Consider the following 22,637-nt stretch of genomic DNA (forward strand, 5'->3'; position numbering starts at 1 on the left):
GACGTGGTACCACCTTAGTTTAGCCTAAATTAAGTTAAATTCAAGCCCTCTAAAACGTTTGATAACGAAAACGACTCGGTTATGTTGGCATAACGTCTCAGTGGTAGGTTTCAACAAGAAGGGGTGATATAGCTTTCAGCAAGTCGCTACATTTTCTGTTTCACAATTCTTGTCTACTTGATCACATCAAAGATTTCATATTACTTTTAATATATCAAATACAAGTGTTTCGTACAACCAGATGAGACTTCATTTTACAGGTATCACGTATAAAGACATATATTGTCGCATACGACTGCACAGTCCTTTTGAAATCTTGCGCTAAAAATAGCTTACACTAACGGTTTCGATATCTAGTCTTAATTTAACTTTTTTCATCCTCAAGTAAGTGTCTACCATCGCCGCTCTAAAAATACATAAAACACCCAAATGTACGGGATTATATAAATAGCATACAAGTAATTTAAGTTAATTCTGAAATGCTCACTCTGGGCTTGAAGATAAAAGGATAGCTTGGTTATTGGTACTGTTTTTATGATAATGGCTATGACTGTTAATCCAATCATGATTTGAAATACAGAATTATTTGTTAGGCTTTCAAATAACGGAATGACCTTAAGTATAATTGAAAATTGTACAAAGCATAGGAATTCCTGTACTTTTTGTTCCAACTTTTCGTTATTTAATCTCGTAACTTTTCCAATTTTGAATCCCCCTTTAGAGTGTGAGCTTATATAGGATGTAAAAGATAGATCTGTTGGGCTATTATTATTCGTCATGCTATACTAAATGAGAATTGTTTTCATTTGTAGTTTAGAAAACTCCTATACTTTCTAAACATAAAGGGGGATTATCAGATGAGTTATCAAGAAGGGAAAAACATAGTCGAACAAAACATTTTAGGTCGGAGGACAATCAAATCTTTTAAAAAGGATTCGATTAGTGCTGAAGTGATTATTGAGCTGCTAAATGTGGCGAAATGGGCACCGAACCACAAGTTGACGGAACCGTGGCGCTTTCAATTGTACGTGGATGAAGGAAAAGAACAGTTTGTTCAAGCCTATATTCATTCACAGCCGAAAGTAGATGGCGAAATTTCAGAAAAAGTGAAAAGAAAAGCACAATATTTCCGGGATATTCCGGTTCATCTTGTAGTTGTTATGCCTGAAGACCCCCGCCAAAGAAGGTGGGACGAGGATTACGGGGCGGTTTCCTCACTAATTCAAAACTTCCAGCTTGCGGCATGGGAAAGGGAGATCGGAATGATTTGGCGAACGAATGATTGGGTGTACGATCCGTTATTCAGGGAAGCTATCGGTGTCCTACCTGGTGAAAAAGTAGTAGCGACGTTGATGATTGGCTATCCTAAACATATACCCGAGGCTCAAACACGCACGGATATTCGTGAACTTGTTACGATCATTAATAACTAACCTTTCGAATTGAAGACTAAGTAGTACTTGTGAACGGTTATCCGAATTAATTAATACACATACTCATAAACTCCTGTCATTAGCAATATAGTTAGGCTATATAAGTTAAGATATGGAGGAGGATATCATGCAAACAAAAGAAGTACGCTTACGTCGAATTCAGCAACTAGCTCATGAAATCATGGATGAGATGAATAGAGGGAATGAGCCGAGACAAATTGAAACGTTAAATCTTGCGGTTGATAATCTATCTCGGGCACTTGGAGATTTAGCCGATCCATTCGGTAATTATTCACTCGACTATATAGAAGAAAAAGTAGGAAATGCCCATTATCTACTTTTTAAAAACGAAAAAAAGGTAAAGATTTATACTTAATGAACGGCTATCCCTTATGACTAAAATCCCGCTAATCTCGTCTAAAGTTCCAACGAGAGTACCGGGATTTTTTGTTACGCTCTATGTTTTCATTTATAGGAGTTCTTTCTGATTTCCGGACGCACAACTAGCACATCTTCATACGCCAAAGATCAATAGTTGTTCCTTGGTTAACGGTACCCCTACTGAATAAAGTTAAACTCAGGGAAGTTGGATAAATCGGAAAACCGGATGAAAAATACGCCAAACGCTAAAATGCCAAGAAATAGAATCATAAACGTTTGCTTGAACGTATTTTTGACGCGCATGTGCGTCAAAACGCCGCCAATTTGAATGAAATCATGATGAATTAGCAAATCAAGCTTTACTCGTGTTCGGTAGAAAACGAAAAAGAATGGTTTCAAGTGCCTGTCCTCACAGATTAGTTAAAATCCATACTCCTCATCTTTTAGTTTCCGAATCCCTACATAAGCATCGACAAGCAGTACGGTATCTTCCACTAAGCGCTCCAGACGAAAGAGAACATCATCATTGACGATTTCTTTGCGATGGAAATCCTTTTCTTCTATAAATACATAAGTGGGTACAATATGTGCCTTCATATATGCTAAAATCGGCTTTAACTGTTGTTCCACCATCAAGTAATGCTTTGCAGTACCAGCTGTTACGAGCATACTCACCACTTTATCTCGGAACGCATTGACCGGTAATAAATCAAAAATATTTTTGAGCGTAGCCGGGATAGAAGCTTGGAACGTCGGTGTTCCAATAATAATGGCATCCGCGGCCATTAGCGTTTCTGTAACGTACTTGGTGTCGCCCTCATAGTCCCAATAATTACGCCCGTCACTAAAGACCATTTCAAACTCGGCCAGATCCAGTAATGTAATCTCTGCATCTGGATATTTTTCATGTGCTATTTTGACTGTGAAATCCATCGCCGTTCTTGTTTTAGACCCTACTTTTGATCCTGATAGTAATGCGATTTTCATGATAACATCTCCTTATTTTCCAGCTGTATATTTCTTAACTGCTGGCAGAATTTCTGTCGCGATCAGATCAATGTTTTTCATGATTTTATCAAACGGTACACCACCAAAGTCAATTTGTGCCATGAATCGCTGTTGACCAAATAGCTCATATTGGTAGAGAATTTTTTCAATAATTTGCTGTGGACTACCAATCATTAATGCATCGCGCGTATCCGTTGATTGTGCAAATTGTTGTTTCGGATAGCCGCCGCCTCTTAACGCCTGCATACCTGCATTGGCATGTGGATAATATTCGCGAAGCGCATCCTGTGAAGTTTCTGCGGTATAGAATAGGCTCGTTGTTGCAATTGGCAACGCCGCTGGATCAAAACCACTACGTTGCGCCGCCTCACGATAGGCATCCACCGACGCCTTAAAGTTAATCGCCGGTCCACCAAGAGTTGTCAGCATCATCGGTACTCCTGCATACCCAGCCTTAATCGCACTCGCGGGTGGTCCTCCTACTGCACGCCATATTGGCAGATGACCATTCCGCGGTTGCGGTAAAATCGTAGCGTTTTCCAACGGCGCTCGGAATTGCCCTTGCCATGTCACTGTTTTCTCATCATTTATCTTCATCAGAAGTTCCAGTTTTTCTTCAAATAACTCTTCGTAATCGTGTACATCATAGCCAAGTAAACTATAGGCTCCAATCCGTGAACCCCGCCCTGCCACAATTTCAGCCCGCCCTTTCGAGATTAAATCAATCGTGGCAAAATCTTCATAGACACGCACAGGATCAGATACACTTAACACCGTTGCAGAACTCGCAATTTTAATGTTTTTTGTTGCCTGTGCGATTGCGCCTAAAATGACCGTATGCGCTTGTGTTGTAAAATGCGTTTGATGACTCTCCCCTACTGCAAAAACATCTAGTCCCGCCTCATCAGCCAACTTACTTGCTTCAATCAATTCGTGAATACGCTGCTCTGCGCTAATACGACTTCCTGTTAACGGATTTAGTAAATGATCCCCAATCGAATATAAACCAAATTCAAGTCCTTTAGTTGTGTCAATACGGTATTTCTCCATTTTCATCGTCTCCTTTTTCTATGCCCATACTTTGTATCGTTTCTATTAATCAATCGGTTGTAGTTTCGCTTCAATTTCTGCACGTTTTGATTCTAAAAATGGTGGTAAATCTAATTCTTTTCCTAAATCTTTAACCGCTGAATCAACTGTAAATCCAGGTCCATCTGTGGCAATTTCGAATAAAATGCCATTTGAATCACGGAAGTATAAGCTTTGGAAATAAAAACGATCGATAATGCCCGATGAATCAAAACCTCGTTCTTTAACAACACCGTCCCAATAACGTAACTCCTCCTCGTTTTTCACACGAATAGCTAAATGATGAATACTTCCTCGGCCCGGTTTTTCACTCGGTCCCTCCAACTGCATTAAGACAATTTCGCCAAATGCTTGCCCTGCAACTGACTGATAAGTGGCTTCCTTTTCTGAACGAGCTACTTCTACATAGCCAAACATATCCTTTAATGTTTTAGCTGTTCGGTCCAAATAACGTACTGTTATTTCCGCAGTTCCCATTCCTAAAATACGATGCCCTTGCTCCACGGTAGAATCTTCCCACGCCGACCAAAATTCAGGAATCACTTCGCCATTATTGTTTAGCAGGATCATTCGTAGCCCCTCTGCATCCTCAAATGGCAATGCTGCTCTACCTGCATACGTTATAATTTCTCCATGCAGTACATTCAATTGCTCAAAGCGCTTTTTCCAGTACGTTAAACTTTCAAGTGATGGAACGAGTAAGCCGATTTGTGTAATGGCATTTGTCCCACGAACGGTTTTCCCCGCGTTCGTCATTTCAAAAAAGGATAACTCCGTTCCTGCACTTCCCGTTAAATCTCCATAAAACAAGTGATACATGGATGGACTATCTTGGTTAACCGTCTTTTTCACACGGCGCAAGCCTAGTACATCTTGGTAAAAGTGATTAGTCGATTGAGCATTTTTTGTAATCATCGAAATGTGGTGATGTCCTGGTATTTTATACATAGCAGTTCCTCCTTCGTTCTTTAGTTGATTAGTCAAGTGATGGTGCAAAAAAATTACTCCGGCGGCAACTCTTTTTTTTGACTATGTTTATGGATGCGTGTCATTAGTGTATATAGTGTTTTTTCTTCTTCTTCGTTCAATACATCGGCAAAAAATGACGATTGAAACGCCAGTTGAGCTGGCATCGCATCTTCTAATATTGCTTCAGCCTTGTTAGTTAAGCTAATCATTTTCGTTTTCCAGTCTTGCTTACGTACAATATACTCTTCTTTTTCAAGTCGGGCGAGCATGCGGGATATACCGCCTTGCGTAACCGTCACTTTTTCAGCTAATTCACTTTGTGTAAGTGGCTGGTACAGCTGAATTTGAACAAGTACATCAAATTGGGCAGTTGTTAAATCAAAACGCTTTAAAAACTCATTCGACAGTTGATTACTTTGGTTTGTAAAACGCATTAAACGTAACCAAATTAACGAGCCAATCGTATTATTACGCATCTTTTTTCCCTCCCCATCACTAATCTTACTATCACTTTACCACGCAAGTGATGGTAAATCCAACAAAATGCCTTGGTTTCAAGATTTAATTCCAAAACGATACCAGCGCCTTCTATAACTTCGAGTCCTGTTTAACGCTAGTATCCTTCACTGCCGAAATAATAAATACCGCATCTCATTTTGAGACACGGTATTTATCATTTCTATTCTCCAACACTGGGAATTGCAATCATAAGCTTTTAAAACTTGAAACTGTCTCAGGCAGTGTTTTCCACTCACCCAAATTTGCTGTTCTTCTATTCTTCTGTTTGATGTTGCTCATCCATCTCCATAGGCTCTGCTCGGTAAACAATAAACGCTAAGATAACCGCTACGATAGACATGGCAAAAGCGATAAAATAGACAAGTTCAACGCCGGCTACCATTGCTTCACTAACTGTCGCTGGATTAGTAGGTGTATCTGACTGTTGTAAAAATTTCAGCTGCCTGGCATTCATGATGCTGATAAACACAGACACACCAATTGCACCTGCAACAGGTTGTAATGTTGACATAACTGCAGTTCCATGCGGATACAGTCGTTTAGGCAACTGGTTTAAGCCATTTGTCTCGGCAGGCATCATAATAGCTGAGACAGCCAACATTAATAAAATATAGCCAACGATGACAATCCACAAGGAAGTTTCTGTCGTCAATCGGCTCATCATGAACATCGTTCCGCATAAAACAAGCGATGCTGGAACCATTAATACCCTAGGACCAAACTTGTCAAAAAGATGTCCCATAAATGGAGACATTATGCCATTTAAAATACTTCCCGGTAATAGCACGAGACCAGCTGTAGCTGCACTTAAAGCTAAAGGACCTTGCATATAAATCGGCAATATAATCTCTGAAGCAAACATGGCCATAATGATAATTAAAAACATTAGAACCGCATGCGTAAACATCGGGTATTTAAAAACCCTTAAATCCATGACGGGTTCTTCAAGTTTCAGTTGCCTTATTACGAATAATGTAATTCCAGCGACTCCCGCAATAATCGCAATCAGGACATTGGCACTCAAAAAACCTTCGGCACTTTCTCCCACTGAACTAAAGCCATACACAATGGATCCGAAACCAATTGTAGAAAAAATAATTGATAGTACATCAATCTTCGGCTTGGTTACTTCAGAAACATTAATTAAATATTTGTAAGCAAATAAAATAGAAAATAAAGCAAATGGAATGACTATAATAAACAAATAGCGCCATCCTAAATATTCAACAATGACTCCAGAAAGCGTGGGCCCAATCGCAGGGGCGAACATAATTACAAGGCCTACTAATCCCATTATTTTTCCACGCTTATGTGGCGGATAAATCAATAAAAACACATTAAAGATAATCGGCATTAATAATCCTGTTCCAACCGCCTGGATTAGTCGACCGACTAGCAATAGTGAAAAAGTCGGTGCACTTGCACTGATAATTGTTCCGATGGTAAAAATAATCATTGTACTTAAAAATAATTGTCGGGTTGTATACCATTGAAGCAACAATGCAGATACAGGGATAACAATTGCCATTACAAGCATGAAGCCTGTCGCCATCCACTGCACAGTCGTTAACGGGATTGAAAATTCATCCATTAACGTAACGAGTGCAATATTTAAAAGCGTTTCGTTTAATATCGCAAAAAAGGCACCAATAATTAGGGAAAGCATAATAGGCATAACCTTGACGTTCGGATTATCCGATAAATATTCATACTTCTTTGGATCCTGTGTATTCTTCATATAAAAACTCCTTCTGTCTATATCATTCTAATCACAATTTCTAGCTTGTGTTAAAAGTAGACGAAAAGGAGCATAAGTATACCTACATATTCAATCAAAGACAGAGACAATTCTGCCTTACACTCAAAATACCTAGACCGATATTTTAAGAAACAAAAAGAGGGAGCAACTTCTCCCTCTATTGTATCAATATAGATTTTCTTAAAAAGGCAGATCCATTCCGAATACTCTACACACAAGTAGAACCTTCACAGCTATTCAATTAGCCAAGCAAAGTTAAAATAAATCGGAATTTACGCAACACCATTTTAATAAAACCCTCCGTCCAAAATTTGTAGACTAACATTAACATGTTTTTATCCTATTAGCAATTTTGAACAAGAACTCCTATATTTTAATCCGCTTTGCTCTTTTGCAATAAACTGGCGATTAAACCATTATTAATTTCGCTCTAGCAATCGTCGTCTACACACTTACAAAAACAAAATAAAAGACCAAGCAGTTCGTCATTTACAAAAGAGTAAATAATGAATGTTGCTAGACTGAAAAAACATCTTTATCCATTATATATGTTGAACAATTGTATATAGCGTAGGCGCCTTTCAAGGGGTAGCCATAGCGGATTCAATGGATTCTTTATTCCAGCATATATAAATTCATAGCAGACAAAGATGTAATCTCTGACAGATGTAACGAATAAGTTACTCATCTCTGAAAATAGCTCAATACTATTACCCAAAAAGATTTTCTTTTTTTCTTTTTCATTGCCATACAGCGACGTGCCAATTCATAAGCCCTTGCTTCTTTCTCTAATTCGATCATACGTTCACGGACGTATTCTATATTATGTTCAGACATTCTATTACTCCCTTAGGAGCTCTTCCAATTTTATTGTAAAGGTTTGGCAAACACCAGTCTTGTTACATATTTACCGCCCACATACATTTTTGGAGACTCCAATTTATTTTCTCCGTATCGCTTATTCAATCTGTTATTCACAATTTTGTTGTTCATCTTTTATTCTCCTCCTCAATCTTATTTTTAATTAATTCTTAAAGTATTAAAATCTTTCACTATCCACTCTCTGTAGATTCCTTTTTCAATACTTTTCTTTGCTGAATTACATAAAACATGGTCAGCACTCCTTTTCTTTTTATTTATGCAACACGCAATGCGTGAAAACACCAATTTCCATTTAAAATGAACCCAAAAAGGCACACGCCTATTAAAATAAGCGTGTGCTCATAGTAAAGAATGGCAGAACATATGCCATTCCGATTCTAATTAGTTAACAGAAAGATCGTTTTGGCACGGGATGACTATAAAGTTGCGGATAGAATATACATGTTTAATCATCTTTTCCGTACCTCCTTCTTTTTTGTAAATCTAACTACTTGAGGATACCATTTCCTTTTCGGAATTGTCAATGGATTTTAACAATAAAGTTTATTCTCATTCTACTACCTGGATTCACTGTATGAATCCATTATTCAATTGTTAATCATAATTCCCCGAAAGGTTGGCTTAACAAAGCCAAAGTCTACGCGCCCCTCTTTAAACCAATTGGAAATAGTCGTATATTCACCTTGATGTAGCACAAAATGAACCGCTGGATATTGCACATCAAAAACATCAGAGTAACTCAGGTACCTTTTTTTACATGTGTTCATTAATGCACATTTTCATGCCTTTACAATTACCCGACCAAACACTTTTAAATTGACAATGATTTTCGTCGTCCAATGAGCCACGACATATAAAATAATAAATACAACGACAAGTGGCTTAAATGAAATCCAGGCCACAATCCAAAGTAAGAATGCATATACCGGTTTTACTTTTGTTAACAGTTTAGACGGCACCAAGAAAAATCGGTACACTTTATATTGCTTTTGTAAAATTTCCAAGTACTCTTCTCTTAATTGGCGATTGTCAGGTTTCAATCGGACCGCGTTTTCCAAGTAATGCAATGACTTTAAATGATCTCCCCTTTGATCAGCCGCCCAAGCTAAATACATAAAAACAGTCGGATTTTCTGGCTCTAGTTCCAATGCTCGTTCTTCCGCTTGAAGAGCAAGCTCTTGATTTCCTAATATACTTTCAACATAACTGTAGTTTGCAAGATAGAGTGCATTAGAAGTCTCAAATTTTAAGGCAACGATAAAGCTTTCTTTCGCTTTCTTATAATTACCGCGCTGATTATAAATATTTCCTTTCAAAAAATAATAATGGCCTTCTTCGGGGTAAATCGTTAAAGCCTCTTTAATCGCAGCCATCGCTTCATCATATTTACCTTCTGTGTAAAGCGTCGATACCCTAACCTCCCATGCGACCTCATTTTCCGGCTCTTTCTTTAATGCTTCTTGTGACCAATACCAAGCTTTTTCAAAGTCATCTAACATTAAGTAGACTTTACTGAGCAACGCATAGCCATCCGCATCTTCGGGGTATTGTTGAATGTAGTTTTCCGTCTCTTTAATGGCATCTTTAAAACGACTCCACTCACACAATTGTTCAATCCGCATGAGTTGTGCATATTGTTTTTCTTCGTCCATCGCAACTCACAACCTATCTAATTCTATTCTCTTTTATATAATCAAGCACATGTTGATAATCTTTATTCACATCACTGAAGGTGGCGTAATTTTTAGCCGTGGAAAACCATTCCAAAGTCGTCGGCTTCCGCTGCTTCAATGCTCCACTTAAATCCTCATTCGTTAACGGTTGTAGTTCACCCGATTCCAACGAACGGTGTAATGCGGACTCGATTGCATCCCCGACAAGTTGGCCAAGATCAGCCCCAGAGAAATGTTCTGTTTTACTAGCAATTTTTTTATGATTTAGCGAAGACTGAGGTTTGTCTTTTAGTTTTAATTCTAGGATGACTTCTCTTTCCGTTTCACTTGGTGGTGGAATGAATAGCAGCTGATTGAAACGGCCAGGTCTCCGTAATGCAGAATCCAAATACCACGGCGTATTTGTTGCGCCAATGACATAGATGCCATGATTATGAGAATTTAGACCATCCAGCTCAAGGAGCAACTGATTGACAAGCATTCTCTCATGATGTTGTCTCATGTTTTGCCGATTTCCACCAATTGCATCCAACTCATCAATAAATAAGACGCACGGTTTATTTTCTCGCGCTGCTTCAAATACATCATGGAGATTATGCTCGCTTTCCCCTACATACATGGACAAAATTGCCTGTAATTCCAAATGTAGAAAACTGGCATTTATTTCACCCGCAATCGCTTTTGCCAAAAACGTTTTTCCACAACCCGGTGGTCCGTAAAGCAGTAAACTTCCCCCAGCCTCTTTGCCATAGGCTTTAAAAAACTCTGGATTTTTAAGTGGAAGGATGAAGTTCATCTGAATTTTCTTCTTAACATCCTCCAAACCGCCAACATCGGCAAACGTTTCCTTCGGCTCTGTCTTTTCAATAAGTGTATTTCTCTCTTTGTCAAATTGAATCACTTTTAGTTGTTTTCGTTTTCCTTCATAGTCATTCGTCATAATAGGCTCCTTTGCACAAAATCATCCTAGTTGTTGAAATATAAATAATCAAATATTTCCATATATTAATTTTAGAATAGTGCCTAAAAAACGTCTATGAGCCCAAAGAACGTGGGTATAAAGTTGCAACACAGCGAAAACTGCCAAGCACAGAGGCAAATCATAATTGTCTCTAAGCCTGGCAATCAAATTTCAAACTATATCCGTTAAACAAGTGAATACGGCATAGGCGCTTTACAATGGATAGAATCAGAAATCCTACTATACCGCGTCTGCGCTGGATGGTCTATTTGAGAAAGCGCATTTCGTTTTCGGGGATAAGACCTACAACCTGGAGTGCCATAAATCGATCGAATGTGATCAACGAAAGTCCCAATACATGAGGAATGGATTAGATATCCTGCTAATATCGCTTCGGCGCTTTGTGGATGCCTCCCACGGAGTCGCGCCTTCGCTGGATGGCCTCTGTGTGAGAAAGCGCATTTCGTTTTCAGGGATGAGACTACAACCTAGAGTGCCATAAATAGATCGAATGTGATCAACGAATGTCCCAATATATTTGGAATGAATTAGAATTCCCACTAATACCGCTTCGACGCTTTGTGGATGCCTCCCGCGATAAGCCGGAAAGGAGACCACTTTCAGTCTTATCGCTCCGGCTACCACGAAGTCGCGCCTTCGCTGGATGATCTTTTTGAGAAAGCGCATTTCTTTTCCGGGGATGAGGCCTATAACTTGGAGTGCCATAAATCGATCGAATGTAATCAACGAATGTCCCAATACATGAGGAATGAATCAGAATTTCTACTAATTACGCTTCGACGCTTTGTGGATGGTCTATTTGTGAAAGCGCATTTCGTTTTCGGGGATGAGACCTGCAATCTGGAGTGCCATAAATCGAGCGAATGTGATCAACGAATGTCCCAATATATGTGGAATGAATTAGAATTCCTGCTAATATCGCTTCGACGCTTTGTGGATGCCTCCCGCGATAAGCCGGAAAGGAGAGCACTTTCAGTCTTATCGCTCCGGCTACCACGAAGTCGCGCCTTCGCTGGATGGTCTATGTGAGAGAGCGCATTTCATTAGCTGTGATGAAATCTGCAATCTGGAGTGTGTCTTTCTTGACTCTAATTCTATATATTGAACTATTGAATCCGGTATATAAACTGAGCGAAGGCGCCTTAGCAGGGGTAGCCGAAGCCATAAGACTGGCGGCGTAGCTGCTTGGCTTATGGCGGGAGGCATCCCCTAGCGCCGTAGCGGTTCAGAGTAATTCTTTATTTCAATTTATATATTATCAAAACGTAATCACCTTATAATCTCGGAATATACATCTCAAAAATCACATTTCTCTCGATAATGAACACCCTAGCGCGGGCGCGGCAAAGGGGTCGCCGAAGCCGTAAGACTGGATGCGAAGCGCTAATCCAGGCTTACAGCGAAAGGCATCCCCAAAGCGCCAAGCGATCTACAATCCATACCTCAAATTACAACTCTCTCATTATTGAGCGCCACAGCAGATTCAATGGGATTCTTTAATTCAAAATTTATAGCATTTGACCACGCACGATATAGAAAACGTCAAACCCAACTAAAATCCCTATCAACAGTCCAATTATCATTTTCTTCGATTAGGGCTACTAAAGATAAAATTTAGAGAAAGGATGGAATATTACAAAAGGCATTGCCGATTTACACTCGGTTGGATATGATTGTCTATAGGGGAGGGGAAACATTCAATGGCTACTGATCATGAAGAGTTATTCGATAAGGAAAGACAAAATGATTCAACTATGAAAGTAGAAAGAAAACATGGAGAACCCACTGCAGCTTTCAAAGGAGCTTCCTTGGTAGCGCTATTAATAGGTGTATCAGCTTATCTCTTAGGTTTGTATAATGCAGCCATGGAATTGAATGAAAAAGGATATTACTTTGCAATTTTAATATTCGGACTCTACTCGGCTGTATCCTTACAAAAAGCTGTAAGAGATAAAGAGGAAGGAATCCCAGTTACGAACATTTATTATGGCATTAGCTGGTTTGCACTTACTATATCTATTTTATTAATGGCTATCGGTTTATATAATGCAGGAAGTATTATCTTAAGCGAAAAAGGGTTTTATGGTATGGCTTTTGTTCTTAGTATATTTGCAGCGGTAACAGTTCAGAAAAATGTTAGAGATACACAAAAAGCAAGGGAAATAGATTGAGTCACTATCCGTTAATTTGATGGTTTTATCTAATGAAACAAGCAAAATTCCGTTCTGAATCTAGAACGGGGTTTTTGCTTGTAAAAAAATACCGGTCAATCCAAATAAAAGCATTAGCCTTCTACAATAAGAAAATTATTTCGGTTAGTTTTTTTTTAGGCAATCCGATTGTTCGGTGCGCTAAGTTAGCTATGAATACAATTTGAGTTTCCCGGTCAACATTTGATCTGACATATTAAAACCTAATAGGTCCTTTTAGTGAGGACCTGTTTCCTTTTTAATTTTTCAAACCTGATAGATATAGAAAAGCGCAACTTATTGTTTATACACAATTTTATGCGACGCGAATGGGACCTTATGTAAATCTCACTTTTTTTGAACAAAGGGTGAACGAAACAGCAAATATTCCTTGAAAAGGCTAAAATAACTTGAACTCAAGTTCAGAGGATTTTTTCATTCGTGCTATGATTTATTAAGGCAAAGAAAAGAGGTATTTATTTTGAAACTGAAAAATGAACTAGACTACAGCCAATTGACTTATCTAAAAAAAGAAATGACTAGATTCATGCTAGCCTATAAATTTGCGTTAGACGAAGTCAGCACAAAAATCAATATATTGGAAGAAGAATTTCAATTAATACATGAATATAATCCCATCGAACATATTAATACCCGCTTGAAAACACCAGAAAGCATTATACAAAAGGCGATTCGTAAAGATATCGGACTGTCCATGTCTTCCATAAAGGAAAATATGCGGGATATCGCAGGAATTCGTATTAACTGTTCCTTTAACTCTGACATTTATAAACTAAGTGAAATGATTCAAAAGCAAAAGGATATTGAAGTGATTGAGTATAAAGATTACATACAAAATCCCAAACCCAATGGTTACCGGAGTCTTCATTTGATATTAAAAATTCCTGTGTTTATGACAGATCGGGTAGAGCACGTCTTTGTTGAAATGCAAATCAGGACAATTGCTATGGACTTTTGGGCAAGTCTGGAACATAAAATCTTTTATAAGTTCAACAAATCTGTCCCTGAAAAAATAACGAAAGAGTTGAAAGAAGCTGCGGAATCTGCCAACGAATTAGACCAAAAGATGGCGAATCTTCATAAAGAAATCAATGAAATTAAACGAATGGATGAAGAGTTTACCACAACTCTTTTTAATGAAAAAAATGAATTCAATATTCCGCTTAAATTTTTGGAAATGATGAATGAAAGTAGCAAAATTAGCCCGACTAAAGTATAGCTGGTATTTCGGTTCTCATTTAAAGCGCACGCCATTCGTTTTCAATCATGAATGGGAGATGGGTTTGAAAGTGAACTGTTGGAAGATGCTGTTTGTTCCCAAGTATGGGGCAAACAGTTTTTTCATTTTATATGGGATAAACCATGATTTCCACTTTGATATTGGATACTTAGTAAAAACTTTTGTACAATCTTTGTCTAAAACTAAAAGGATATGTTTATAACAATAAGTTCATAACAAAAAACGATAATATTTTATTGCAATTCGATAAATCTGGTGCTAAAATAAAATTAATAATAAATAAGTGAGGTGCTTTTTATGAAACGAGGTTCAACACTATTTTTAAGGATGGCTGTTATTCTAATGGGAATCCCAGTTCTTGCTTTGTGTATATTTGGGTTATATAAGCTAGCCAGTAATCCAGTAAACCCGGATTATGCCTATATACTATATCCCATTTTAATAGTTATGTATGTTTCAGCTTTACCGTTTTTCATTGCATTGTATCAGGCCTTTAAACTTTTAAGCTATATTGACAAGAACCAATCTTTCTCTGAGTTGTCTGTTAAGTCTCTTAAGAATATCAAATTTTGTGCAATTACGATTAGTATTTTGTATATAGTCATTATGCCATTTGTATTTCTCGTTGCAGATCTAGATGATGCACCTGGTCTTATCATAGTTGGAATGGTTCCTGCTTTTGCTTCAATGGTTATCGCAGTCTTTGCTGCCGTTCTACAAAGGCTTTTGCAAGAAGCGATTAATATAAAATCAGAAAATGATTTAACAGTCTGAGGTGAAAACAATGGGAATAATAATCAATATTGACGTGATGTTGGCTAAAAGGAAAATGAGCGTGACAGAACTTTCGGAGAGGGTTGGAATAACAATGGCTAACATTTCCATACTGAAAAATGGAAAGGCAAAAGCAATTCGATTATCAACTTTAGAAGCGATTTGTAAAGCTTTAGACTGTCAGCCTGGAGATATTTTAGAATACCGAAGTAATAAAGACACTCAAATTTAATGAATTGTCAGTGTTTAATGCGGAAAGAAAAAGAATGACTTCTTTTTCCGTTATTACAAAAAAGGGGAGTTACTCATGAATTTAACCGTTCAAAAGTGGAGGCACAAATCATGAGAGCACTAAAACAACTCGTTCGTTTTGGTTGGGAGCAGGCGCTATCATGTTTGTTTCCTGTCGTGATTTTTGCCTCTTTAGCTATTACACAATTCATCCCACTTCCCCTCCTTCCACGTTATGACTGGCTGCTCATTATCTTCCTTCTAATGCAGTGGTGGATGGTGCGTTCTGGTCTTGAAACACGGGATGAACTAAAGGTTATCACGTTATTCCACCTTATTGGACTTGCTCTTGAATTTTTCAAGGTACATATGGGCTCCTGGTCTTATCCAGAAGAAGGATATTTTAAAATCTTTGGAGTACCCTTATATAGTGGCTTCATGTACGCGAGTGTAGCGAGTTATCTTTGCCAGGCGTGGCGGAGGTTAAAGGTTGAACTGGTTAAGTGGCCACCATTTTTGGTAGTTGTGCCCCTTGCAGCTGCTATTTATTTGAATTTTTTCACCCACCATTATTGGATCGATGTTCGCTGGTGGTTATCTGGACTTGTAATTATCGTCTTTTGGCAATCATGGGTCACATACGAGGTTGTCGGAACCCGTTACCGTATGCCGCTCGCATTTTCATTTGTGCTCATCGGACTTTTTATATGGATAGCCGAAAATATTGCAACGTTCTTTGGGGCTTGGGAATACCCAAACCAAACCGACGCATGGAGTCTCGTCCATCTAGGAAAGGTAAGTTCATGGCTCTTGTTAGTGATTGTTAGCTTTCTTATAGTAGCGACGTTAAAACAGGTTAAGGGGAAAAGTTCCACCAAGGTAGATGCTAGTCCATTTTAATAACTGTTAAGAACCCTATTGAACAAAGCGCGGGTCCACTAGCTTTTCTTCAACTGGTCCATCGTGTTTAAGCCCTGTACTTTCAATTACGTGTAGGAGCATCTCACTTTCAGGAGAATAACTGATATGTAACTTGATGCCCAAGGGTTCGCCATGTTGGACCACCCAGGGGAGATGACCTTTTACAACAAATCGAGCTCTTTCAAGGAAATAATTTTTTGAATCATATTTGCAAATATAATATTCTTTTTCATAAGAAACACCTCTCCTTGTATTTGAATGTTCGCACTTTCATTTTACAAAAAGAGGGTTTCTTTTTGTATTACATTGTCTTTTTACGCTAAATCAACACGCTTGGTTCAACATATATAGACGAGTACTTTAAAAGTTTTACCCTTGTCGGGTTATCGAATTAACCCTCTGTCTGCATTTCAATTTGTCGGACAACCCGTTCTCCCATTTCCGGCGATGCATTGTACAGATACGTCAAAACAATGCGTCGCGTTTCATGGGATATGCCGGCAAGATCAGCAGAAAGATTATTTACTAGGTGATTTTGTTGCTCAGGGGGAAGAGCATGATAATATTGCCCGGCTTGCGTAAAATCATCCGGTTTTGGCAAATTGGATCGTTCAAGATGCCCCTCCACAAATCTGCCGTTGCCGCTTGTCACTTGTGTTGCTGGTGTCCAGTCTTCCTGATGATTGATAGGTATTTTGCGAAAATCTGGTCCAAGCCGCCGCCGCTGGGAATCCGAGTAAATATTGGCGCGTCCCTGCAGCATCTTATCATCTGATAATTCGGCCCCTTCCAAAAGATTGGACGGTGAATATGCCAGTTTCTCCACTTGTTCCATATAGTTATCCGGGTTGCGGTTCAACGTCAAGCGGCCAACAGGCATCAGAGGGTACTGCTGTTTATCCCAAACTTTTGTATCATCCAATGGATCATAAGGAAGAGTGGCTTCATCTTTCGGATTCATAAGCTGCACATAAAGCCCATATACAACAGTCTCTCCCTTTGCTAGGGTATCATACAAATCCTGACCTGCAATATCTGGGTTCTCGCCATTCCATCGGGCGGCTTCTTGAGCATCTATATACTGCTCTCCAGCATAAGGAACCCAGTGATATTTTACATAACTGCGTACCCCCTCCCCGTTCTTCCAAACGTAGGTATTCACACCATAACCCGGCATGTGGCGAAAGCTTTTTACTGTGCCTGCATCAGAGTAAAGCCGAACAACAAAATGGGTTGATTCTGGCGCTCTGGCTATGAAGCTCCAGAACCGTTCGGGATCCATCAAGTTATTTACGGGCGAGGGTAAAAAAGCTTGAATGGTCTCTGGAAAACGTATAGCATCTCGTACTAAAAATACAGGAATATGGTTGAAGACCAAATCAAAAATACCCTCTTCAGTATAAAACTTAGTAGAAAATCCACGCACATTTCGTGAGGTATCCGGAGTACCTTTATTGCTTACAGCAAGCGAAAACCTCACCGTGACTGGAACTCGCTGCCCAGGATTTTGTAAGAAGCAGAGCTTTGTGTAGTTTGCCATAGAATACACAGTCTCAAAGTAACCAAAAGCACCAAAGCCTTTAACATGCACTGGTCTTTCTAAAATTGTTGAATGGACAAAGGTCTCCAATGTTTCATGTAAAATACTGTCCTGCTCCAGTACAGGACCTCTTTCACCTACAGTCTGTGAATGCATTTCCTCAGCCCAAAATTTTGATGCATTTCTGTTTAGATGCGTGGAAGAACCTGATTCCCCTCCATTGTTTTCTCTCATAGCTATTCCTGCCTCCTGTACCCACAAGTTAATTCCCAAAGGTACACTATTAGTTATGTGAGGCTCCATACAATTATGAATTCATACATCTGGATAACCACAGAAAATGTATTGCCATTCTTTACAAACGTGACATTTCAAACAAACACGTTTGTTCAAATCCTTTTGATTGGATTAGTTATTCGTCCTACTTGCTAATTAGATAACCTCTCCCATTTATACGATAATACAAGGATATATAATACGATTTTATCGCATGAATGAAAGAGGTGCTATCATTCATGCGATAATTTCAGCCAAAAAACCAAGCGAGGGAAAAGCGTATGCAGATGCTTTTTCTGTCAGACGTCACGTAGGCTATTTAGAAAACCATCTTCCTCAATTTTCAGTCGACAACTGTTTGATAAAGACCATTATTTTTAATGTATTCGTAGCAAGAGCCTGGCAATAAATACTGCGGTTCTCCCCCCATTGCAAATTCTTCTCGAATATACGTCGAACTTATTTCCATCGCTAGTCCTTTATCTAACAATTGGAATCGACCATCATCATGATTTCGCAGAATAGGTGATTTTGAAATCGTGCTCAGAATGTCAATCCCGTTTCTAGCCATCACGATAAATTTATTTCGACTTATTAACTCTTCCGCCAATCGCCATTCTCCTTTTCCGATATCCACCAACAAATCAGCACCCATGATGAAATAAAAATCTGCATCAGGGAACGCTTCCTTGAAATACTCCATTGTGTAATACGTATAGTGATCACCTGGTAATACTTCTAGTTCGTAATCATCCAAGATGAATTTAGGATTATTTTCAATTGCTAACTTAACCATTTCCACTCGATGCTTGTTTTGCGTTTGCACTTGTTTATCTAACCGTTTGTTAGATGAAGGTAGAAAAATAACATAGTCCAATTTTTTACGATGTGCCACTGTTGAGGCAGTCCACAAATGAACGTTGGTCACAGGGTCGAAAGAAGAACCGTATATACCGATTTTCATGCCTTTTTCAAACACTTTCTTGATGTCTTTCCCAGGATTTAGCTCTTGAAGATGTGCTTTTAGTTTTTCTGTCTTTTGCATCATAAGTCATTCCTCCAACGTGTAATTTTGTATTTCTTCATTAGCTATTTAGCTCCTGTACTTTTTCTCGTTCCTCACGAATATTTCTCATTTTATTATCCCAACATTTCTGACTTAAATCCACAGGATACTGTTCTGGATTCAAGGTACGCTTATATTCATCCCACAGGAGGTTTAAATTGTCTTTAGCATACGCTTGAATTTCCTGTATAGATGGGGACACATACACAAGTTCCCCCTCTACAAAAATGTCCTGATGTAATTCGATGGCTTCGAAGTTCGTCACAAACTTCGAGATAAACGTATGGGTCGGGTGGAACATTTTTAACTTTTCTTCCGCTTGCAGATTCTCATCTATCATAGCAATATAATCACCTTCAGCACGATTATTCACCGTATTCACAATACGATATACTCTTTTCAATCCAGGCGTCGTTACTTTCTCTGGATTTCCAGATATTTTAATTGTGTCAACCATATTACCTTTATCATCCTCAATCGCTACCAATTTATAAACAGCACCCAGAGCAGGTTGGTCAAATGCGGTAATTACTTTTGTTCCGACACCCCACGCATCAATTTTCGCTCCTTGTGCCTTCAAGTTCATAATGGTTTTTTCATCTAAGTCGTTTGAAGCAACAATTTTCGTTTTTTTAAATCCTGCTTTGTCCAATATTTTTCGAGCTTCTTTTGATAAGTAAGCCAAGTCGCCACTATCTAAACGAATCGCATTAAAATTAATGCTGTCTCCCAGTTCTTTCGCTACTTGAATTGCGATCGGTACACCAGATCGCAACGTATCATAGGTATCCACTAAAAACGTACATTCTTTATGACGACGAGCGTATTTATGAAATGCCTTGTATTCATCTTTATACGCTGAAACCATAGAATGTGCATGTGTTCCAGAAACAGGGATACCAAACATCTTACCGGCTCTCACATTACTCGTTGCGGAAAATCCAGCAATATACGCCGCTCTTGTTCCCCACACCGCCGCATCAAACTCATGTGCACGTCGCGTTCCAAATTCCATTACTGGTTGTTCTCCTGCCACTTGTTTGATGCGTGCTGCTTTTGTCGCGATGAGGGTTTGGTAATTTACAATATTCAAGAGAGCTGTCTCTATCAACTGAGCTTCCGCTAAACTTGCTTCGACTTGTAGAATCGGTTCATTCGCAAAAACCAATTCTCCCTCTTTCATTGCTCGAATCGTTCCATTAAAGCGCACCGTTTCTAAATAGGCCAAGAAATCTTCTTCATAACCCAATTCTTCACGTAAATAAGCAAGATCACTATCTGTAAAACGGTAGTCTTGAATAAATTCAATGATTCGTTCCAATCCTGCAAAAATCCCATAACCCGTTTCAAAAGGCAACTTGCGGAAATAGAGTTCAAACACCGCTCGTTTGTCGTGCATATTATCTTCCCAATACGTTTCCGCCATGTTAATTTGGTACAAATCCGTGTGTAGTGCTAGCCCATCATCTTGATATTTTTTAGTCATTTACTATTCCTCCTTCATAAGGTGGTGGCATCGTCTCTTTAACAGTGCCGCTTCTTTTGTTTATTTCTACAACATGAATTCGGTTGATTTCACAATATGAATGCCAGTATTCTTTTGAAGTTCTTTACATGCATGTTCTGTTGATTCTTCAAAACCAGGGATCGGACTCATGCAGTCATCCAACAAATAAATCTTTGATAGCAATTCATGCTTATCTACGTAGTACTCGACTATCTGCCGAACGGATTCCAATACACAGTGAGATTTTGCTTCCCCGGCGATAACAATTTTATCGTAAGCGAGTAGGGAATGGAGAAACGCATAATTTGTTCCATCTGTTTCGGCATACTCCGGTTTAATGATGCCGTACATTTCGCTTAATGGGTCTTGCCCTTTTACAATCTTTTGTATGCTGGACTGCCGTATCAAGGAATGAAAGTGAACCATATTCGAAAACTGACCTTCTAAGGCCGCACCATGTGTCCCTTCTATGCAATGATAAGGCCATATCAACAATTGTTTTTTTCCTAAACGCTCCAAGTGAACAATGTACGCCAAGCTTTCATTTTTTTCTACAGCCATCCACTTTCCTTTTTCAATATCTTCTCTGGTGATGACTGTAAATGGAACAGGATGTTTCCCCTCTGCATCCACCCACCAACTCGCATGGAATAATTGATGCAATTCATGTGTATCTAACGACAAGGCAATCGTCGTCACCTTATCTAGGTTTTGATAAAGGAAATTAGTTACACGTTCAACATCCTTATGGGAGTTTGGAACACCTAATTCTCCGTTTTCCATAAAGTCATTTTGAAAATCAATCCCAATGAATAACACCTTTTCAACATCTTCACTTGAAGGTGTCATTTTCTCCGCATTCGCAAGGACCAGTAATTCATTTAATCCCTTCGTATTCTTACTTCCTACCCTTGAAACATCAACGATTTCCTCAAATTTGGTTTTCATCATTTTCAACACACTCCTTTAGTCTTGATTTAAATTAACGATTATATATTTGTTAATTGTTATGCGGAGAAATAAAATCTACTACCGTTTCTTTAATTTAAGATAAACTTTGGACGCCTTATTGCCTGCAAGAAGCCACTGAAAAAGTCCTATTTCCTTCAATTCCGTTGATTTCCGTTCCGAGCGGACGCTTTCCACTACAATCAACTAGTTCTTACTATAAAAAAGAACTTTTTCAGTGCCCTCGCCTGCAACAGGAGGCATTCATGTTTCATTGATTCACACGTTCACGTACATACTCATTCACACATTCAGCGCCAAATCGAAGGGGTAATGTCTACATCTACAAATCGGTATAATTTAGTTGGTCGTTTCGTAGTGCTTGTCGGTTCTGCTGTTTTAGGAACTTGATTTTTGTCTAACGCTTCTACGATAAAAGGCAGACTTGGTGCTTTCCTAAAGAACCCAGGCTTACTATTCACAACAGGGTCATTAATAATCGCAAGCAACACCTGGCGCAAATCTTCCAACTTGAATTCTTCTGTTAAAAAGTTTTTAACCACCGTTGTTTGAAACACATCTTTTCGAACGGCTTCCAAAGCATCTTTAATCACTTGGTAATGGTCAAAAGCCAAGTCTAACGCAAAGACTTCATCAATCGTGAATAATTGAACATCGTCTGCATCATCAGCAGCTTCCCTGCTTTCGATGTTTTCTTCAGGAACAATTGCGTAATGAGCATTAGATATGATCCATCCGCGTTTATCTCTACCTAATTTGTCATACACACCATAGTGTTCGATGTGAATGCCGTCTACACCAGTTTCTTCTTTTAGTTCCCGCTTAGCCGCTTCGTAAGCTGTTTCTTCTGGATGGATAAACCCTCCTGGTAAAGCCCATTTTCCGCCTTCGATATTAGGTTCACCTTCTGCATCGAACGCTGCCCGCTTAATCAACATCAAAGCTAATGAGTGAGTAGAGGCCGATTGACTTTCAACAGTCGATTCCTCATTTGGGATTAACGTAAATATCGCAATATCACTTGTATACCCATCCGGCGTTCTGTACTGACTCGAATCATACTGTTGTAGTGCTTCTTCTTCTGTTTTAAATGTAGACATCCGATTTCATCTCCTTTTTCCCACTCTCCAATTAACAATTACCAAACTGTTAATTGAATTATATATCAGGTAAATAATAAAAGCAAGAAAAACATTCATATCTATTAG

General features: G+C 38.8%; 22 protein-coding genes and 1 other annotated feature (1 of these 23 only partly in view). Of the genes, 7 read left to right on the forward strand and 15 right to left on the reverse strand.

Annotated features, from left to right (window positions below):
- Nucleotides 1-199, reverse strand: a binding site (T-box leader); it reaches 25 nt to the left of the window's first position.
- Nucleotides 200-857: 658 nt separating this feature from the next.
- On the forward strand, nucleotides 858-1,433 hold the full coding sequence (locus tag MKZ11_RS02965; RefSeq protein WP_340792571.1) for a nitroreductase family protein: 576 nt from the start codon (nucleotides 858-860) through the stop codon (nucleotides 1,431-1,433).
- 127 nt (nucleotides 1,434-1,560) lie between these two features.
- Nucleotides 1,561-1,809, forward strand: a complete 249-nt coding sequence (locus tag MKZ11_RS02970) for a hypothetical protein (protein WP_340792572.1) — start codon at nucleotides 1,561-1,563, stop codon at nucleotides 1,807-1,809.
- A gap of 182 nt (nucleotides 1,810-1,991) precedes the next feature.
- Here the strand turns inward: MKZ11_RS02970 and MKZ11_RS02975 are convergent, their stop codons facing one another.
- The 10 genes from MKZ11_RS02975 to MKZ11_RS03020 form a co-directional block, all read right to left on the reverse strand.
- Complete coding sequence (locus MKZ11_RS02975) at nucleotides 1,992-2,213, reverse strand: hypothetical protein (RefSeq protein ID WP_340792573.1); 222 nt, start codon at nucleotides 2,211-2,213, stop codon at nucleotides 1,992-1,994.
- 21 nt (nucleotides 2,214-2,234) lie between these two features.
- Entirely contained in the window at nucleotides 2,235-2,801 is a 567-nt protein-coding gene (locus tag MKZ11_RS02980; protein WP_340792574.1) for an NADPH-dependent FMN reductase, read from the reverse strand.
- 12 nt (nucleotides 2,802-2,813) lie between these two features.
- A complete protein-coding gene (locus tag MKZ11_RS02985) occupies nucleotides 2,814-3,872 on the reverse strand; it encodes an LLM class flavin-dependent oxidoreductase (protein WP_340792575.1) in 1,059 nt (352 codons plus the stop codon).
- A 45-nt stretch (nucleotides 3,873-3,917) separates the two neighbouring features.
- On the reverse strand, nucleotides 3,918-4,859 hold the full coding sequence (locus tag MKZ11_RS02990) for a ring-cleaving dioxygenase (protein WP_340792576.1): 942 nt from the start codon (nucleotides 4,857-4,859) through the stop codon (nucleotides 3,918-3,920).
- Nucleotides 4,860-4,912: 53 nt separating this feature from the next.
- The gene (locus tag MKZ11_RS02995) at nucleotides 4,913-5,356 is read right to left on the reverse strand and encodes a MarR family winged helix-turn-helix transcriptional regulator (protein WP_340792577.1); all 444 of its coding nucleotides are present in this window, start codon (nucleotides 5,354-5,356) and stop codon (nucleotides 4,913-4,915) included.
- A gap of 296 nt (nucleotides 5,357-5,652) precedes the next feature.
- Nucleotides 5,653-7,137 (reverse strand): MDR family MFS transporter, encoded by a 1,485-nt coding sequence (locus tag MKZ11_RS03000; protein WP_340792578.1) that lies wholly within the window; start codon nucleotides 7,135-7,137, stop codon nucleotides 5,653-5,655.
- 705 nt (nucleotides 7,138-7,842) lie between these two features.
- Complete coding sequence (locus MKZ11_RS03005) at nucleotides 7,843-7,995, reverse strand: hypothetical protein (RefSeq protein WP_340792579.1); 153 nt, start codon at nucleotides 7,993-7,995, stop codon at nucleotides 7,843-7,845.
- A 30-nt stretch (nucleotides 7,996-8,025) separates the two neighbouring features.
- On the reverse strand, nucleotides 8,026-8,151 hold the full coding sequence (locus tag MKZ11_RS03010) for a hypothetical protein (protein ID WP_340792580.1): 126 nt from the start codon (nucleotides 8,149-8,151) through the stop codon (nucleotides 8,026-8,028).
- A gap of 668 nt (nucleotides 8,152-8,819) precedes the next feature.
- Nucleotides 8,820-9,692 carry a tetratricopeptide repeat protein gene (locus MKZ11_RS03015; protein ID WP_340792581.1) on the reverse strand — a complete coding sequence of 291 codons (873 nt, stop codon included), beginning with the start codon at nucleotides 9,690-9,692 and terminating at the stop codon, nucleotides 8,820-8,822.
- A 13-nt stretch (nucleotides 9,693-9,705) separates the two neighbouring features.
- Nucleotides 9,706-10,653 carry an ATP-binding protein gene (locus MKZ11_RS03020; RefSeq protein ID WP_340792582.1) on the reverse strand — a complete coding sequence of 316 codons (948 nt, stop codon included), beginning with the start codon at nucleotides 10,651-10,653 and terminating at the stop codon, nucleotides 9,706-9,708.
- Between the two features lie 1,742 nt (nucleotides 10,654-12,395).
- Between MKZ11_RS03020 and yiaA the strand changes: the two genes are divergently transcribed.
- From yiaA to MKZ11_RS03045, 5 genes are all read left to right on the forward strand, one after another.
- Nucleotides 12,396-12,866 (forward strand): inner membrane protein YiaA, encoded by a 471-nt coding sequence (gene yiaA / locus MKZ11_RS03025; protein ID WP_340792583.1) that lies wholly within the window; start codon nucleotides 12,396-12,398, stop codon nucleotides 12,864-12,866.
- Between the two features lie 499 nt (nucleotides 12,867-13,365).
- Nucleotides 13,366-14,124 (forward strand): GTP pyrophosphokinase, encoded by a 759-nt coding sequence (locus MKZ11_RS03030; protein WP_340792584.1) that lies wholly within the window; start codon nucleotides 13,366-13,368, stop codon nucleotides 14,122-14,124.
- A gap of 318 nt (nucleotides 14,125-14,442) precedes the next feature.
- Nucleotides 14,443-14,919: a DUF2975 domain-containing protein gene (locus MKZ11_RS03035; RefSeq protein ID WP_340792585.1), complete on the forward strand. Its 477-nt coding sequence runs from the start codon at nucleotides 14,443-14,445 to the stop codon at nucleotides 14,917-14,919.
- 10 nt (nucleotides 14,920-14,929) lie between these two features.
- Nucleotides 14,930-15,151 carry a helix-turn-helix domain-containing protein gene (locus tag MKZ11_RS03040; RefSeq protein WP_340792586.1) on the forward strand — a complete coding sequence of 74 codons (222 nt, stop codon included), beginning with the start codon at nucleotides 14,930-14,932 and terminating at the stop codon, nucleotides 15,149-15,151.
- Between the two features lie 110 nt (nucleotides 15,152-15,261).
- Nucleotides 15,262-16,050, forward strand: a complete 789-nt coding sequence (locus tag MKZ11_RS03045) for a DUF817 domain-containing protein (RefSeq protein ID WP_340792587.1) — start codon at nucleotides 15,262-15,264, stop codon at nucleotides 16,048-16,050.
- 412 nt (nucleotides 16,051-16,462) lie between these two features.
- Here MKZ11_RS03045 and MKZ11_RS03050 read toward each other — a convergent pair whose 3' ends face one another.
- The 5 genes from MKZ11_RS03050 to MKZ11_RS03070 all read right to left on the reverse strand — a co-directional run bounded on the left by MKZ11_RS03050 (nucleotide 16,463) and on the right by MKZ11_RS03070 (nucleotide 22,529).
- The gene (locus MKZ11_RS03050) at nucleotides 16,463-17,845 is read right to left on the reverse strand and encodes a catalase (RefSeq protein WP_340792588.1); all 1,383 of its coding nucleotides are present in this window, start codon (nucleotides 17,843-17,845) and stop codon (nucleotides 16,463-16,465) included.
- Between the two features lie 385 nt (nucleotides 17,846-18,230).
- The gene (gene nadD / locus MKZ11_RS03055) at nucleotides 18,231-18,851 is read right to left on the reverse strand and encodes a nicotinate (nicotinamide) nucleotide adenylyltransferase (RefSeq protein ID WP_340796900.1); all 621 of its coding nucleotides are present in this window, start codon (nucleotides 18,849-18,851) and stop codon (nucleotides 18,231-18,233) included.
- Between the two features lie 121 nt (nucleotides 18,852-18,972).
- Nucleotides 18,973-20,439 (reverse strand): nicotinate phosphoribosyltransferase, encoded by a 1,467-nt coding sequence (locus MKZ11_RS03060; RefSeq protein ID WP_340792589.1) that lies wholly within the window; start codon nucleotides 20,437-20,439, stop codon nucleotides 18,973-18,975.
- 66 nt (nucleotides 20,440-20,505) lie between these two features.
- On the reverse strand, nucleotides 20,506-21,411 hold the full coding sequence (locus tag MKZ11_RS03065) for a hypothetical protein (RefSeq protein WP_340792590.1): 906 nt from the start codon (nucleotides 21,409-21,411) through the stop codon (nucleotides 20,506-20,508).
- A 308-nt stretch (nucleotides 21,412-21,719) separates the two neighbouring features.
- Nucleotides 21,720-22,529 (reverse strand): NUDIX domain-containing protein, encoded by an 810-nt coding sequence (locus MKZ11_RS03070; RefSeq protein ID WP_340792591.1) that lies wholly within the window; start codon nucleotides 22,527-22,529, stop codon nucleotides 21,720-21,722.
- Between the last annotated feature and the right edge of the window lie 108 nt (nucleotides 22,530-22,637).

Source organism: Sporosarcina sp. FSL K6-1508 (assembly GCF_038007465.1).
In the GTDB taxonomy this organism is placed as follows: Bacteria; Bacillota; Bacilli; order Bacillales_A; family Planococcaceae; genus Sporosarcina; species Sporosarcina psychrophila_B.